Genomic DNA, 14,890 nt, shown 5'->3' on the forward strand with positions numbered 1-14,890 from the left:
GACTACGTGCCGCGGCCCAAGGTCGCGCGCAGGTAGCCGGCCGTGCGGCTCGTGCGATCGCGCGCCACCTGCTCCGGCGTGCCGCAGGCGACGATGCGGCCGCCCTCCTCGCCGGCGCCCGGCCCCATGTCGATCACCCAGTCGCTGGCCGCGACGAGGCGCATCTCGTGCTCGACGACCACCACGGTGTTGCCCGCGTCGACCAGGCCCTGCAACTGCGCCATCAGGCGGTCGACGTCCGACGGATGCAGGCCGGTGCTGGGCTCGTCGAGCACGTAGAGCGTGTCGCCGCGCTGCGGCCGCTGCAGCTCGGTGGCCAGCTTGATGCGCTGCGCCTCGCCGCCCGACAACTCCGTGGCCGGCTGGCCCAGGCGCAGGTAGCCCAGGCCGATGTCACGCAAGATGCCGAGCGGCTTGCGCACCGCGGGCTCGTCGGCGAAGAAGGCCCAGGCGTCGTCGACCGTCATCGCGAGCACGTCGGCAATGTGCCTGCCGTGCCACGCGATCTTGAGCGTGTCCTCGTTGTAGCGCGCGCCGTGGCAGGTCGGGCACGGCGCGTAGACGCTGGGCATGAACAGCAGCTCGACGCTGACGAAGCCCTCGCCCTCGCAGGTCTCGCAGCGGCCCTTGGCGACGTTGAACGAGAAGCGGCCCGCGTCGTAGCGTCGCTTGCGCGCGGCGGGCGTCGCGGCGTAGAGCTTGCGCACCGCGTCGAACAGGCCCGTGTAGGTCGCGAGGTTGGAGCGCGGCGTGCGGCCGATCGGTTTCTGGTCGACGCGCACCAGCCGGCGGATCGCCTCGGCGCCCGCATGCAGGCGCCCGCGCGTCGGCAGCACGACTTCGGGTGCAGTCTCGTCGGCGTCGTCTTCCGGATGATCCGGCTCGTGGCCCAGGTGCGCGCACACGAGTTCGACCAGCGCCTGGCTGACGAGGCTGGACTTGCCCGAGCCCGAGACGCCGGTCACCGCCGTGAACAGGCCCAGCGGAAAGCGCGCGTCCAGGTCGTGCAGGTTGTTGCGCGTGAGTCCGCGCAGTTCGAGCCAGCGCGAAGGCTCGCGCGGGGGCCGCGCGCGCGGCGCGGGCTCGGCGAAGAGGTATTGCGCCGTGCGCGAGGCCTGCACATCGCGCAGTCCTTCCGGCGGCCCGCTGTACAAGACCTCGCCGCCCTTCTCGCCGGCGTCGGGGCCGACGTCGACCAGCCAGTCCGCGCGCCGCATCACCTCGAGATCGTGCTCGACGATGAACAGCGAGTTGCCCTGCGCCTTCAGCTGCGCGAGCGCGTCGAGCAGGGCCTCGCCGTCGGCCGGATGCAGGCCGGCGGTGGGCTCGTCCAGCACGTAGACGACGCCGAACAGGTTGGAGCGGATCTGCGTGGCCAGGCGCAGGCGCTGCAGCTCGCCGGGCGACAGCGTCGGCGTGCTGCGCTCCATCGCCAGGTAGCCCAGGCCGAGGTCCTGCAGCGTCGCGATGCGCGCGCACAGGTCCTGCGCGATGCGTTGGGCGGCGATGCGCTTCTCCTCCGACAGGTTGGGTGTTCGGCGCACGTCCGGCGCCCCCGCGTGCGAGGAGCCGCCGGCGGCGATACGCCGTGCCGTATCCGCCCTGGCCTCCGCGCGCGTGGGCGCGGGCGCGTCCCGCGCGACGCCGCCGAAGCGACCCGCGGCCGCCGGCGCCAGCAGCGCTGCGACGCGGTCCAGCGACATCTGGCCCAGCGTGCCGATGTCGACGCCCGCGAAGGTCACCGACAGCGCCTCGCGCTTGAGCCGCTTGCCGTCGCACATCGGGCACAGGCCGCCGATCATGTAGCGCGACACGCGCTTCTTCATCAGCGCGCTCTGCGTCGTCGCGAACGTGTGCAGCACGTACTTGCGCGCGCCCATGAACGTGCCCTGGTAGCTCGGCTCCATCTTCGATTTCAGCGCCGCCTTCGTCTCCGCGGGCGTGAAGCCGGCGTAGACGGGCACGGTCGGCTGCTCCTCGGTGAACAGGATCCAGTCCCTGTCCTTCTTCGGCAGGTCGCGCCACGGACGGTCGACGTCGACGCCCAGCGTGACGAGGATGTCGCGCAGGTTCTGCCCGTGCCAGGCCGGCGGCCAGGACGCGATCGCGCGTTCGCGGATCGACAACGACGGATCGGGCACCATCGTCTGCTCGGTGACCTCGAAGACGCGGCCCAGGCCGTGGCAGTTCGGGCAGGCGCCCTGGGCGGTGTTGGGCGAGAAGTCCTCCGCGTACAGCATCGGCTGCTTCGCCGGATACGTGCCGGCGCGCGAGTACAGCATGCGCACGAGGCTGGACAACTGCGACACGCTGCCCACCGACGAGCGCGCGCCCGGCGTGCCGCGCGCCTGCTGCAACGCGACGGCCGGCGGCAGGCCGGTGATCTCGTCGACGTCGGGCACGCCCACCTGGTCGATCAGCCGCCGAGCGTACGGCGCCACCGATTCGAAGTAGCGCCGCTGCGCTTCCGCGTAGATCGTGCCGAACGCCAGCGAGGACTTGCCCGAGCCCGAGACGCCGGTGAACACGACCAGCGCGTCGCGCGGGATGTCGACGTCGACGTCCTTTAGGTTGTGCTCGCGCGCGCCGCGCACGCGCACGAAGCCGTCGCGCGCGGCGACGGTCGTGGCCTCGGGGCGATCGCGCGGCGCCATCAAGGCCCCGTCTCCCCGCCGGTGCTGCCCCAGACGTTGCCGGTGGTGAAGCTCGCCTCGTGCGAGGCCAGCAGCACGTATTGCGCGGCGATCTCCGCCGGCTGGCCGGGGCGGCCCAGCGGCGTGTCCTTGCCGAAGGTCGCGAGCTTGTCAGGCGGCTGGCCGCCGCTGGGCTGCAGCGGCGTCCAGTACGGCCCGGGCGCGACCGCGTTGACGCGGATGCCCTGGGCGCCGAGCTGCTTGGCGAGCGAGCGCGTCATCGACAGGATGGCCGCCTTGGTCGCCGCGTAGTCGAGCAGGCATTCCGACGGGTCGAAGGCCTGCACCGACGACGTGTTGATGATGGCCGCGCCGCGCTTCAGGTGCGGCAGCGCCGCCTTGGTCACGTGGAACAGCGCGTAGACGTTGGTCCTGAAGACGTCGTCGAAGTGCTCGTCGGGAATGTCGGCGATCGACGGGAACGACGCCTGGCGCGCCGCGTTGTTGACGAGGAGGTCGAGTCCGCCGAGGCCCTTCGCCGCGTCGTCGACGAGCCGGCGGCAGAACGCCGCGTCGCGCAGGTCGCCCGGCAGCGCGACGGCCTGGCGCCCGGCCTTCTCGATCAGCGCGACGACGGCCCGGGCGTCCTCCTCCTCCTGCGGCAGGTAGTTGATCGCGACGTCGGCGCCCTCGCGCGCGAACGCGATCGCCACCGCGCGGCCGATGCCCGAATCGCCGCCGGTGATCAGCGCCTTGCGGCCCGCGAGCCGGCCCGCGCCGACGTAGCTCGTCTCGCCGTGGTCGGGCGGCGGCTGCATGCGGCAGGCGAGGCCGGGCCAGGGTTGCTGCTGCTTCGCGAAGGGCGGCTTGGGGTAGGTCGGTTCCTGTTGCGGCATGGCGTCCTCGCGCGGCGGTGCGGACGCTCCAACGGCAAGGCGCGTACCGGCACGACACTGTCGGCGCGTCGATTGCCGTTTCGCCAACCTGTCCAATCCAACCGCGTGGAGCGCCGCATGGCCAAGACCGTCAGCGACCAACTGATCGCCCGTCTCGTCGAATGGGGCGTGCAGCGCGTCTACGGCTACCCCGGCGACGGCATCAACGGCGTGATGGGCGCGCTGCGGCGCGCGCAGGACCAGGTGGCGTTCGTGCAGACGCAGCACGAGGAGCTCGCCGCGTTCATGGCGGCCGCGCACCCGAAGTTCACCGGCGAGGTCGGCGTGTGCATCGCGACGTCCGGCCCCGGCGCGATCCACCTGCTCAATGGCCTCTACGACGCGAAGGCCGACCACCAGCCAGTGCTGGCGATCGTCGGCCAGCAGGCGCGCAGCGCGCTGGGCGGCGACTTCCAGCAGGAGGTCGACCTGGTCAGCCTGTTCAAGGACGTGGCGCACGAGTACGTGCAGATGGCCACGGTGCCCGAGCAGATCCTGCACCTGGTCGACCGCGCGATGCGCATCGCGCGCGACCGCCGCGCCGTCACCTGCCTGATCCTGCCGAACGACTTGCAGGAGCTCGCGGCCGTCGAGCCGCCGCGCGAGCACGCGATGATGCACACGGGCATCGGCTACACCAGCCCCGAGCACGCGCCGCGCGACCTCGACCTGGTCGCCGCCGCCGCGGTGCTCAACGAAGGCAGGAAGATCGCGATCCTCGCCGGCGCGGGCGCGCTGCACGCCACCGATGAACTGATCGCGATCGCCGATCGCCTCGGCGCCGGCATCGCCAAGGCGCTGCTGGGCAAGATGGCCGTGCCCGACGACCTGCCCAACGTGACAGGCTCGATCGGCCTCCTGGGCACCGCGCCGAGCTGGAAGATGATGGAGGACTGCGACACGCTGCTGATGGTCGGCTCGTCCTTCCCGTACTCCGAGTTCCTGCCCAAGCCGGGCCAGGCGCGCGGCGTGCAGGTCGACATCGAGCCGCGCCAGCTCGGGCTGCGCTATCCGATGGAGATCAACCTCGTCGGCGACGCGAAGCTGACGCTGCAGGCGCTGCTGCCGCTGCTCAAGACCAACCCCGACCGGTCATGGCGCGACACGATCGAGTCGAACGTGCGCGACTGGTGGCGCGTGCTCGAGTCGCGCGCGATGACCGACGCGAAGCCGATCAACCCGCAGCGCGTGTTCTGGGAGCTGTCGCCGCGGCTGCCCGACGACGCGATCCTGACGGCCGACTCCGGCACCGTGGCCTCCTGGTATGCGCGCGACATCAAGGCGCGGCGCGGCATGATGGGCACGCTGTCGGGCGGCCTCGCGACCATGGGGCCCGCGGTTCCGTACGCGTTGACGGCCAAGATGGCGTATCCCGACCGACCGGTGATCGCGCTGGTGGGCGACGGCGCGATGCAGATGCTGGGCATCAACGGCCTGATCACGATCGCGCGCGAATGGCGCAAGTGGAAGGATCCGCGGCTGGTCGTGATGGTGCTCAACAACGGCGACCTCAACATGGTGACGTGGGAACAGCGCAGCACCGAGGGCGATCCGAAGTTCGAGGGCTCGCAGGACGTGCCGTCGTTCCCGTATGCGCAATACGGCCGCATGCTGGGGCTCGGCGGCGTACGCGTCGAGCAGCCCGCCGACATCGCCGGCGCGTGGGACGAGGCGCTGGCGTCGGACCGGCCGATGGTGCTGGAGATGGTCACCGACCCGACCGTGCCGCCCGCGCCGCCGCACATCACGGCCAAGCAGGTGCGCCACTACGCGGCGGCGCTGCTGCAGGGCGACGCGCAGGCGCTGCAGGTGGTCAGGTCCAGCGCGCGCGAGTGGTGGGATGGGCTGGTCAGGACGAAGACGTGATCCCGCCTACTGGATGCTCGAGCTCGAGCCGTTCGTCCAGTGGATCTTGCCGTGCAGTGCCGCGGTGCCACCCTCGCAACGCTGCTCGAAGCGCAGGTCCAGCGAGGCGATCGCACCGGCGCTGTAGGTGATGGCGTCGACCGCGAACCAGCCGATCGACGTGTTGCAGGCGCGGCCCTCGCCCGTCCAGCTGAGCCCGCCGGTGACCGGGTTGTTGAACGGAAAGCGTTCCACGTTCGGGTAGTAGCCCGGCTGCAGCTGCGTGATGCTGTTCATGCCGACGAAGTTGCCCGACCAGTCGCCGACGTTGCCGACGCCGACGTTGACCTGCGCCCCGCTGCCGAAGACCGAGAAGGCCCAGCTCGGCGGCGTATACAGCGTGGTCTGGCCCTCGCCGATGTAGTCCGTCGCATCGCTCTGCAGGTACACGTAGTTGCCCGACGCCGGGGTGCTGCCGTCCGGCGGCGTCCACAGGCCGCCGGGCACCGGGTTCTGCGGCCCGGGCGGGCGGGTGGTGTCGCCGGCGACCCAGTGGATCTGGCCGTGCAGTGCCGCGCCGCCGCCCTCGCAGTGCTGTTCGAAGCGCAGGTCGACCGACGCCAGCGTGCCGCCCGAAAAGCTGATGCTGTCGATCGCGAACCAGCCGGTGAGCGTATTGCAGCCGCGCCCGTCGCCGGAGAAGGACAGTCCGCCGGTGACCGGGTTGTTGAACGGATAGCGCTCCAGGTTCGGGTAGTAGCCGGGCTGCAGCTGCGCGATGCTGTTCATGCCCAGGAAATCGCCCGTCCAGTTGTCGTTGCCCGTGACGGAGAAGCCCAGGTGGGTGCCGGACAGCGTCGGCGCGAGCACCGCGTTGGCCTGCGTGTAGGCATAGGTGGCGCCGGCCCCGATGTAGTCGCCCGCGTCGCTCTGCAGGTACACGTAGTTGCCGGTTGCCGGCGTCGCGCCCGCGGGCGCGCGCCACAGCGAAGCGGGCGGCGGATTCTGCGGCCCCGCGGGCGCGGTGGTGTCGCCCGCGACCCAGTGGATCTGGCCATGCAGCGCCGCGGTTCCGCCTTCGCAGTGCTGCTCGAAACGCAGGTCGACGGCCGTCACGGCGCCGGCCGTCACGGTGATGTCGTCGATCGCGAACCAGCCCGCCAGCGTGTTGCAGCCGCGGCCGTCGCCGTCCCAGGACAGTCCGCCGGTGACCGGGTTGTTGAACGGGTAGCGCTGGAGGCCGGCGTAGTAACCGGGCTGCAGTTGCGAGATGCTGTTCATGCCCTGGAAGTCGCCCGTCCAGTTGTCGTTGCCCGTGACGCCGACGCTCAGGTGCGTGCCGTTCAGCGTCATCGTCAGCACCGCGTTGGCCTGCGTGTACGTGCCGGTGGCGCCGGCGCCGATGTAGTCGCCGGCATCGCTTTGCAGGTAGACGTAGTTGCCTGTCGCGGGCGTCGCGCCGGCGGGGGCGCGCCACAGCGACGCCGGCGCCGGATCGACCGGGCCCGCCGCCTTCGAGCTGTCGCTGGCCAGCCAATGGATCTGTCCGCGCAGCGCCGGCGCGCCGCCCTCGCAATGCTGCTCGAAGCGCAGGTCGATCGCCGTGAGCGTCGAGCCCGAGTAGGTGGCCTTGTCGATGGTGATGCTGCCGGTGTCGACGTTGCAGCCGCGGCCGTCGCCCGACCAGTCGATGCCGCCGATCGCGGCGTTGCGGAACGCGAAGCGCGTCAGGTTCGCGTAGGTGCCGGGCTGCAGCACCGCGAGCGCGCTCGGCTCGGCGAAGTCGCCGGTCCAGTTGTCGTTGCCGTTGACGCCCACGTGCAGGGTGCCGCCGGACGCCGTCACCGTGAGCTGCGCGTTGGCGCTGCTGTACGTGTTGGACTGGCCGGCGCCGATGTAGTCGCCGCTGTCGCTTTGCAGGGTGACGAACGAGGCGCTGCCCGTGCTGTTCAGCGCGGTCGTGGCCGTCGCCGTGGCCACGTTGTTGCTCGCGAGCGGATCGCCGTTGGGCGTGGCGTAGAGCGTGTTGGCGATCGCGCCGAGGGCGTTGGCGTTGATGGTCGTGGACACGTTGAACTGCAGCGTGCCGCCCACCGGTAGCGTCGGCACCGTCATGACGGCGCCCGGCGTCGACGGGCACGTCGCGCCGCCCTGGGCCGCGCAGGTGACGGCACCGAGGGTCTGGTGGGGGTCGGCCGTGTTCTGCAGCTGGACGTTGCTGGCGGCGTCGGGGCCGGCGTTGGTCACGGTCATCGTGTACGTCGCCGAGCCGCCGCTGGTCAGCGTGGTCGTGGGCCCCTGTCCGGTCACCTGGACGTCGGCGGAGAACGCCTGCACGCTCATGGTCACCTGGTCGGCGGACGACAGGGGCATGCCATCCGCGGTGACCGACGCCGAGGCGGTGAGCGTCCCGCGCGTGCCGGCGCCGATCGTCGCGGTCACGACGTAATGCAGGCTGCCGGAGCCCGGCAGGCTCGCGACGCTCATGCTGGCGGGGTTCGCCGGGCAGGTGGCGCCGTTCGACGCCGAACAGGTGACGTTGGTCTGCGTGAGTCCGCTGCCGAGCGTGAGCGCGGCGATCACGTTCGACACCGCCGTGGCGGTCTCGTTGTGCACCACCACGTCGAACTGCACCGAGCTGCCGGTGGCCACCGGCGTGGTCGGCGCCGTGGCGGTGATCGACACCTTGCCCGAGGGGTCGGACGAACTCCCGCCGCCCCCGCCGCCGCCGCAGGCCACCATCGCCGACAGCATCAGCACTGCCAGCACGTTCGTGAACTTCATGTCCTCGCTCCCTTGTTGCCGCACGTGCCCGGGCCGCCTCACGGAGACGGGCGGCCCTGTAGCCTGCGGCGAGGGGCATTATCACGTCGTTCGTGTCGGCTCCGACACAGGCTTGCCCGGACCGGCGTGCCCCGGAGAAACCGGGGTTGCCACGCCGCCGTTCCGCTCGATAGAGTGCGCGCATGGCATCCAAGTCACTCCCCGCGAATCCGCCCGGGCGCGACCCGCGCGTCGACGACTACATCGCCAAGGCCGCGCCGTTCGCGCAAGCGCCGCTGGCGCACATCCGCGAGGCGATGCACGCCGCCTTGCCGGACGTGACGGAGGCGATCAAGTGGAGCCACCCGTTCTTCCTGCTCGAGGGCCGGCCGTTCGCCAACATGGCGGCGTTCAAGGCGCATTGCTCGCTCGGCTTCTGGCGCGGAGGCCGCCCGATCGCGGAGGAGGCGGCCGGCGAGCGGGGCAAGGCGATGGGCCAGTTCGGGCGCATCGAGTCGCTGGCCGACCTGCCCAAGGCGGCGGCGTTGCGCAAGCTGATCGTCGAGGCGCGCGCCGCGTGGGCCGCCGCCATCGAGGACAAGGCGAGCGCGCCGCCCGCGCCCAGGGCCAGGCGCGAGGCGCCGGCGCTGCCGGACGATCTCGCCGCGGCCCTGGGCCCGAAGTCGGCCGCACGCAGGACCTTCGACGCCTTCACGCCCAGCCAGCAGCACGAGTATGTGGACTGGATCGTCGAGGCCAAGCGCGAGGCGACGCGGGCGTCGCGCGTCGCGCAGGCGGCCGAATGGATCGCCGAGGGCAAGACGCGGAACTGGAAGTACCAGAACTGCTGAAGAATATTTTCGCGCCGGTGCATCCGATCGGCGGTCGCCGCGCATCCAAGGGATATCGCTCAACGGAAGAACGCCATGGATCCCTGGAACCGCCTGCTCAGCCCCGAATTGCTGATTCCCGTCTGCGGCATGTTGATGCCGCTGGCCATCGTCGTGATCGCGCTGAACTTCGCCTACAAGTATCAGGAGCGCAAGCACCGGACGATCGTCGACCTGCTCGAGAAAGGCCTGCCGGTGCCGCGCGAGCTGCTGCGCTCGTCTCGGCGCACCGGCTCGGCGCTGATGCGCGCGCTGACGCTGGTGGGCGTGGGCGTCGGCACGAGCGCGTTCCTCGGCGCGATGTTCCAGTTCGACCACGGCCTGTGGGCCGCGGGGCTGATCCCGCTGGCGATCGGCGTCGCCCAGCTGATCGCGCTGAAGATCGAACCGCAACCGCCCGAGCCGCCCGAGCTGTCGTCCATCGACCTCCAATGACGCATTGACGTGGCGCCACGCCCCATGGTGTTCGACGAGTCCACGCACGTCGAGGCGGAGATCGCCGGCTGGCTCGCACTCGCGCGCCGGGGCGACCGCCACGCGTTCGCGCGTCTCGTGCGCGCGCACCAGTCGCGCGTGCGCCTGCAGCTGCGCCGGCTGACGCACGGCGACGCCGCGCTGGCCGACGATCTCGCTCAGGAGACCTTCGTCCAGGCCTGGCTGCACATCAACGAGTTCCGCGGCGACGCCCGCCTGGCCACCTGGCTGCACCGCATCGCGCTGACGCGCTTCCTGCAGCACGCGCGCCGGCCGCAGCCGCCCGTCGAATGGAACGACGCCGAGGCGAGCGGCGCGCACGAACCGCGCCACGATCCGCGCACGGTCGAAGGCCTGGGGCGCGACGTCGAGTGCGCGCTGCAATCGCTCAGCGAGATCCAGCGGCTGGCCGTCGTGCACTGCTTTCATCTCGACCTGTCGCACGCCGAGGCCGCGCAGGTGCTCGGCCTGCCGCTGGGCACGCTGAAGTCCCACCTCGATCGCGCCAAGGCCCGGCTGCGCGAGTTGCTGGCCGCCTGGAATCCGGAGTCCGCCACATGAACGAATCCGAACGCCCCGACGCTGCGCTGGACGCCCTGCTGCGCGCCAGTGCGCCCGAGTCCCTGCCCGACGACGGCTTCGTGGCCCGCACCATGGCCGCGGTCGACCAGGCCGCGCGCGCGCTGCCCGCGCAGCGCCGCGCGGCACCCGTCGCGCCCATCGCCGTCGCGCGTGCGCTGGCCACCGAACACCGCCGCCACGAGGCGCAGGCGCGGCTGTGGCGCTGGGCGGTGGCCGGCGTGATCGCGGGCTTCGTGCTGCTGGTGATCGCGGTGCTGCTGTCGCCGGGCGACGGCGTCACGATCTCGGCGCCGCCGCCGCAGCAGTGGTATCCGCTGTCCCTGCTGCTGGCGATCGGCGCGGTGTGGGTCGCCTTGCGCGAGCTGCGATCGAGCTAGCGCGCGGCGGTCGTCGCCGGCCGGGGGGCAACGGCGCGCATGAAGGCGGTGGTGTCGTCCAGCACCGGCGCGAACGCGGTCAACGGCCACGCGAGCGAGCCCACCAGCAGCGCGTGGTTCACGTGCTCGTAGCTGCGGAAGGTGACGGCGGTGCCGCGCGCCTGCATCCGGTCCGTCAGCGCGATGCTGTTCTGCTCGGGATGGACCAGCGTGTCATGCACGGCCGCGCCGATGAAGGCCGGCAGCGGCCGGGCGAGGTCGCCGACGTGCTGGATGGGCTGGGTGTCGGGTGACGTCGCGGGCCAGTCGAACACCCCCTTCACGTCCGGATCGCCGATCGGCAGGAAGTTGTACGGGCCGGCCAGGCCGACCCAGCCGGCGAGTTCGTCGGGCGAGTGGCCCGCGGCGCGCAGCCAGCGCGGATCGAGCGCGAGCATCGCGACGTTGTAGGCGCCGGCGCTGTGGCCGTAGAGGAAGACGCGACGGGGGTCGGCGCCGAGCTCGCGAGCGTGCTCCAGCCCGTAGCCGACCGCCTTCGCGCAGTCCTTGAGGAAGTCGGGGTACTTCACTTCGGGATAGAGCCGGTAGTCGACCACCATCACCGTGAAGCCGCGCGCGGCGAGCGCCTCGCCGGCGAAACGGTAGTCGCGCCGGGTGCCCGAGTTCCACGAGCCGCCGTAGATGAAGATCACCAGCGGCGAGCCGGTGGCCTTGTCGGCGTCATCGATCGAGCTGCCGGGCACGTAGACGTCGAAGCGCTGGCGCGGCAGCGGGCCGTAGGCAACGTCGGACTCGCCCTGGTGGCCGCGCAGCGTCGCCACCGCGTTGAGCACGCCCGCCCCGGCGCCGGCCGTCGCGGAGACGATCCAGCCCAGCAGGGCGGCGCCGGTGGCCCAGCGCCGCAGGCGGCGCGCGCGGCGCGGTTCGGGGGCGATGGGGCGGAAGGTCTCGGTCATGGCGGCGGCAGGGTCGCCGCGCGGATCACGGCTCGTGGAGAAGGTACGCGCCGCCACGTCGGTTGGATGCAGGCGGCGCGCGGCCCGGCCTCACGGCAGGCGACGCGCCCGAGCCGCCCCTCACTTGTTGGGAACCTCCATCGGCTTGACGTCGCCGCAATCGCTGGAGACGAACTTGCCGGCGATGTCCGTCTGGATGTGCATCGCGTTCTTCTGGCTCGTGGTGTCGGCGACGGTGGTGACGGCGAAGCCGGTGTCGCCCATGGTCGTGAGCGTGCCGTGGCCGGTCATGTTGCTGTGCTCGGACGCGCAGGTGAAGTCGAACTTCGTGACGTTGCCGGAGGTGCTCAGGTTGACGCGCGAGCAACGGCCGTCGCGATCGGGCGTGAAGCCGCGCGCGATCTGCTCCTTGGTGATGCACACGCGCACCGTGTTCGGCGCGCCGCCGGGCTGCATGCCCATGCCGCGGGAGGCCATCATCTTCTCGATGGCGGCGCGCTGGTCCGGCGGCATGTTGGCGAGCTTTTCCTTCATCTGCTCCATCGCCGCGTTGGCCTGCGCGTTGTCCGTGTTCATCTTGATGTTCTCCTCCCACAGCCCGGGGCGGATCTTGGGCTGCGCCATGATGGCGCCGCACGACAGCGCGGCAAGGCTCGCGACGAGAAGACGGGAACGGGTTTTCATGGTCGGCCCTCCTGGGCGGCGATGGACAGTGGCGCGGATTCTGCGCCCCGCCACGCCGCGTCACCACCCCTGAAACGGGGATGCCTCAATCGACGCGCCGCGACGAGCCGATCACCTTCGTGCCCGGCACCGGGCTGCGCTGCGCGCTCGCCTGCACGCCGGGGTTGGTCATCTGCTCGTTGAGCCAGCGCTGCAGGTCGTTCCACATCGCGGCCAGTTCGGCGGGCGGCACGGCGCGCGCGTTCTTCAGCTCCAGTGTCATCACCGGCACGTTCTTCACCAGGCCGCCGTAGTTGCCGAGCGAGCCCGGATAGACACCCACCGGGTCGAGCTGCAGGCTGCCGAGACGGCGCGGCGCCGGCGGCGGGCCGTCGAAGTCGAGCAGGCCGTAGGGCGCGTGCACCGACACGATGAGGTCGGGACGGAACTGGTCGATCTGCTGCAGCAGCCAGCGCGATTCGGGCTCGGACAGCGCCTGCGGGCCCGGGAAGCGGCGCGGATCCTTCTTCGTGTGCTTGATCCAGTAGGGCTGCGCGTCGCGCGCCCAGTCGGTGGTGGGGAAGTTGCGGTTGAGGTCGACGCCGTGCGCGTTGACGCGCGTCGACGGCGAATGCAGCAGGCCGTCGGGATTGAGCAGCGGCACGAAGCGCCAGGCGACGTCGGCGATCGTCGGCTTGGCGGCCTTGGACGGATGCGGCATCGCCTGCGCCTTCACGCCCTGCGAGCGCGCGATCCAGTCGAAGGCCAGCGTGACCGAGGCCAGCTCGTCGCCATGGATGCCGCCCAGCAGCAGCACCTTGAACTTGGGCGCGCCGCCGGCCGGCAGCACGTCGTTGGCCCACAGCGGCACGCCGCGCACCGAGCGGCCCGCGCCGGGCACGAGACCCGAGGCGCGGCAGCCGGACGCGTCGACGCCGGGGACGGCCGGCACGAGGCGCGCGCACCACTGCGCGAGGTCGGTGGTCGTGGCGGCCGGCGCCGAGGCCGCCGAGGCCGCGGGCGCGACCGCCGGCACCGGCTTCGCGGACGCGACGGGCTTGTGGCGCACATTGGCCAGCGCGGGCAGCAGGCCCAGCGCCAGCAGGACGACGGCCGCGAGGCCGCGGAATGCATGGATCACGTTGTTGTTCACCTTTCGACCCGCCAGTGTAGGCAACGCCGACCGCAGGACGCGCCGCCGTCACGCGTTTCATCCACAATGAACCCATGATCGAACCGCTGCTCGTCCCCCGCGAATCCTTCGACGATCCCGATGCCGCCGTCGAGCGCGTGCGCCAGATCTACCACGCCGGCGTCGACCACCTGCGCCAGCACCTGCACGACTTCGTCGCCGGACACACGCCCGCGTCGCACGTGCGCGCGTGCTACCCGAGCGTGCGCGTGCACACCGACACGGTGGCGCGCGCGGACTCCGTCTCGAGCTACGGCTTCGTCGCCGGCCCGGGCACCTTCGAGACCACGCTGACGCGCCCCGAGCTGTTCGCCGACTACTACCGCGAACAGTTCCGCCTGCTGATGCAACACCACGGCGTCAAGATCGAGGTGGGCGTCAGCCGCGAGCCGATGCCGCTGCACTTCAGCTTCGCCGAGCACGACCACGTCGAGGGCACGCTGACCTCGGAACAACGCCTGCAGCTGCGCGACCTGTTCGACCTGCCCAACCTCGCCGCGATGGACGACGGCATCGCCAACGGCACCCACGAGCCCGGGCCGGCGGATCCGCTGCCGCTGGCGCTATTCACCGCGCCGCGCGTCGACTACTCGCTGCACCGCCTGCGCCACTACACCGGCACCGCGCCCGACCACTTCCAGAACTTCGTGCTGTTCACGAACTACCAGTTCTACATCGACGAGTTCATTGCGCTCGGGCACCGCGAGATGGCCCGGGACGATTCGGTCTACGACGCCTTCGTCGAGCCGGGCAACGTCGTGACGATGCGCGCGGGGGCGACGCACTCGGTCGGCCCGATCGGCAGCGCGCCGCCGCGCCTGCCGCAGATGCCCGCGTACCACCTGCGACGGCCCGACAACAGCGGCATCACGATGGTCAACATCGGCGTTGGCCCGTCCAACGCGAAGAACATCAGCGACCACATCGCCGTGCTGCGCCCGCACGCGTGGATCATGCTGGGCCACTGCGCCGGGCTGCGCACCACGCAGCAGCTGGGCGACTATGTGCTCGCGCACGGCTACGTCCGCGAGGATCACGTGCTCGACGAGGAGCTGCCGCTGTGGGTGCCGATCCCGCCGCTGGCCGAGGTGCAGGTCGCCATCGAGCAGGCCGTGGCCGACATCACGCAGCTGTCCGGCATCGACCTGAAGCGCGTGATGCGCACCGGCACCGTGGCGTCGACCGACAATCGCAACTGGGAGCTGCTGCCGCATCCGGGCCCGGAGCGCCGCTTCAGCCAGAGCCGCGCGATCGCGCTCGACATGGAGTCGGCCACGATCGCCGCCAACGGCTTCCGCTTCCGCGTGCCCTACGGCACCTTGCTGTGCGTTTCCGACAAGCCGCTGCACGGCGAGATCAAGCTGCCCGGCATGGCCAACCACTTCTATCGCGAACGCGTGGAGCAGCACCTGCGCATCGGCATCCGCGCGCTGGAGCTGCTGCGCGGCTCGGGCGTGGACAAGCTGCACAGCCGCAAGCTTCGGGGCTTCGCGGAAGTCGCTTTCCAATAGGCAAATTTCATCCGCTTGCGCGCTGTCCGGTTGGGGCGTAGGCTGGGGGTTCCTGCCATCCGGCCGTGT

The 14,890-nt window shown here is 71.3% G+C and carries 12 protein-coding genes; 6 read left to right on the forward strand and 6 right to left on the reverse strand.

Features of this window, described 5'->3' with window-relative positions; all coding sequences use genetic code 11:
- Positions 1-2: 2 nt before the first annotated feature.
- Positions 3-2,654, reverse strand: a complete 2,652-nt coding sequence (locus tag LPC04_RS28500; RefSeq protein ID WP_275685757.1) for an excinuclease ABC subunit UvrA — start codon at positions 2,652-2,654, stop codon at positions 3-5.
- The gene (locus tag LPC04_RS28505) at positions 2,654-3,529 is read right to left on the reverse strand and encodes an SDR family oxidoreductase (protein WP_275685730.1); all 876 of its coding nucleotides are present in this window, start codon (positions 3,527-3,529) and stop codon (positions 2,654-2,656) included. Before LPC04_RS28505 ends, LPC04_RS28500 begins: the two co-directional genes overlap by 1 nt.
- 117 nt (positions 3,530-3,646) lie before the next feature.
- On the opposite strand from LPC04_RS28505, the gene LPC04_RS28510 reads away from it, so the two are divergent.
- Entirely contained in the window at positions 3,647-5,434 is a 1,788-nt protein-coding gene (locus LPC04_RS28510) for a thiamine pyrophosphate-requiring protein (protein ID WP_275685731.1), read from the forward strand.
- A gap of 6 nt (positions 5,435-5,440) precedes the next feature.
- Here LPC04_RS28510 and LPC04_RS28515 read toward each other — a convergent pair whose 3' ends face one another.
- The gene (locus LPC04_RS28515; RefSeq protein ID WP_275685732.1) at positions 5,441-8,197 is read right to left on the reverse strand and encodes a hypothetical protein; all 2,757 of its coding nucleotides are present in this window, start codon (positions 8,195-8,197) and stop codon (positions 5,441-5,443) included.
- Positions 8,198-8,379: 182 nt separating this feature from the next.
- Between LPC04_RS28515 and LPC04_RS28520 the strand changes: the two genes are divergently transcribed.
- The 4 genes from LPC04_RS28520 (at position 8,380) to LPC04_RS28535 (ending at position 10,499) form a co-directional block, all read left to right on the forward strand.
- Complete coding sequence (locus tag LPC04_RS28520) at positions 8,380-9,027, forward strand: YdeI/OmpD-associated family protein (protein ID WP_275685733.1); 648 nt, start codon at positions 8,380-8,382, stop codon at positions 9,025-9,027.
- A gap of 75 nt (positions 9,028-9,102) precedes the next feature.
- Complete coding sequence (locus LPC04_RS28525; RefSeq protein WP_275685734.1) at positions 9,103-9,501, forward strand: DUF6249 domain-containing protein; 399 nt, start codon at positions 9,103-9,105, stop codon at positions 9,499-9,501.
- A gap of 9 nt (positions 9,502-9,510) precedes the next feature.
- A complete protein-coding gene (locus LPC04_RS28530) occupies positions 9,511-10,101 on the forward strand; it encodes an RNA polymerase sigma factor (protein ID WP_275685735.1) in 591 nt (196 codons plus the stop codon).
- Entirely contained in the window at positions 10,098-10,499 is a 402-nt protein-coding gene (locus tag LPC04_RS28535; RefSeq protein ID WP_275685736.1) for a hypothetical protein, read from the forward strand. Before LPC04_RS28530 ends, LPC04_RS28535 begins: the two co-directional genes overlap by 4 nt.
- Here LPC04_RS28535 and LPC04_RS28540 read toward each other — a convergent pair.
- From LPC04_RS28540 to LPC04_RS28550, 3 genes are all read right to left on the reverse strand, one after another.
- Positions 10,496-11,455 (reverse strand): alpha/beta hydrolase, encoded by a 960-nt coding sequence (locus LPC04_RS28540; protein ID WP_275685737.1) that lies wholly within the window; start codon positions 11,453-11,455, stop codon positions 10,496-10,498. The genes LPC04_RS28535 and LPC04_RS28540 overlap by 4 nt on opposite strands.
- 120 nt (positions 11,456-11,575) lie before the next feature.
- Positions 11,576-12,139, reverse strand: coding sequence for a DUF3617 domain-containing protein (locus tag LPC04_RS28545; RefSeq protein WP_275685738.1), 564 nt, complete (start codon positions 12,137-12,139; stop codon positions 11,576-11,578).
- 85 nt (positions 12,140-12,224) lie between these two features.
- Complete coding sequence (locus LPC04_RS28550) at positions 12,225-13,259, reverse strand: M14 family zinc carboxypeptidase (protein ID WP_275685739.1); 1,035 nt, start codon at positions 13,257-13,259, stop codon at positions 12,225-12,227.
- Positions 13,260-13,345: 86 nt separating this feature from the next.
- Here LPC04_RS28550 and LPC04_RS28555 point away from each other — a divergent pair, with 86 nt between their 5' ends.
- Complete coding sequence (locus LPC04_RS28555; RefSeq protein ID WP_275685740.1) at positions 13,346-14,821, forward strand: AMP nucleosidase; 1,476 nt, start codon at positions 13,346-13,348, stop codon at positions 14,819-14,821.
- The last annotated feature ends 69 nt before the right edge of the window (positions 14,822-14,890 follow it).

Origin of the sequence: Scleromatobacter humisilvae (assembly GCF_023231945.1) — a bacterium.
GTDB lineage: Bacteria > Pseudomonadota > Gammaproteobacteria > Burkholderiales > Burkholderiaceae_C > Scleromatobacter > Scleromatobacter humisilvae.

Excerpts from the sequence above, each read along its gene's own strand:
- LPC04_RS28525 (WP_275685734.1), top strand. The coding sequence starts at position 9,103 with ATGGATCCCTGGAACCGCCTGCTCAGCCCCGAATTGCTGATTCCCGTC.
- LPC04_RS28555 (WP_275685740.1), top strand. The coding sequence starts at position 13,346 with ATGATCGAACCGCTGCTCGTCCCCCGCGAATCCTTCGACGATCCCGAT.
- LPC04_RS28510 (WP_275685731.1), top strand. The coding sequence starts at position 3,647 with ATGGCCAAGACCGTCAGCGACCAACTGATCGCCCGTCTCGTCGAATGG.
- LPC04_RS28500 (WP_275685757.1), bottom strand. The coding sequence starts at position 2,654 with ATGGCGCCGCGCGATCGCCCCGAGGCCACGACCGTCGCCGCGCGCGAC.
- LPC04_RS28545 (WP_275685738.1), bottom strand. The coding sequence starts at position 12,139 with ATGAAAACCCGTTCCCGTCTTCTCGTCGCGAGCCTTGCCGCGCTGTCG.
- LPC04_RS28505 (WP_275685730.1), bottom strand. The coding sequence starts at position 3,529 with ATGCCGCAACAGGAACCGACCTACCCCAAGCCGCCCTTCGCGAAGCAG.
- LPC04_RS28515 (WP_275685732.1), bottom strand. The coding sequence starts at position 8,197 with ATGAAGTTCACGAACGTGCTGGCAGTGCTGATGCTGTCGGCGATGGTG.
- LPC04_RS28540 (WP_275685737.1), bottom strand. The coding sequence starts at position 11,455 with ATGACCGAGACCTTCCGCCCCATCGCCCCCGAACCGCGCCGCGCGCGC.
- LPC04_RS28520 (WP_275685733.1), top strand. The coding sequence starts at position 8,380 with ATGGCATCCAAGTCACTCCCCGCGAATCCGCCCGGGCGCGACCCGCGC.
- LPC04_RS28535 (WP_275685736.1), top strand. The coding sequence starts at position 10,098 with ATGAACGAATCCGAACGCCCCGACGCTGCGCTGGACGCCCTGCTGCGC.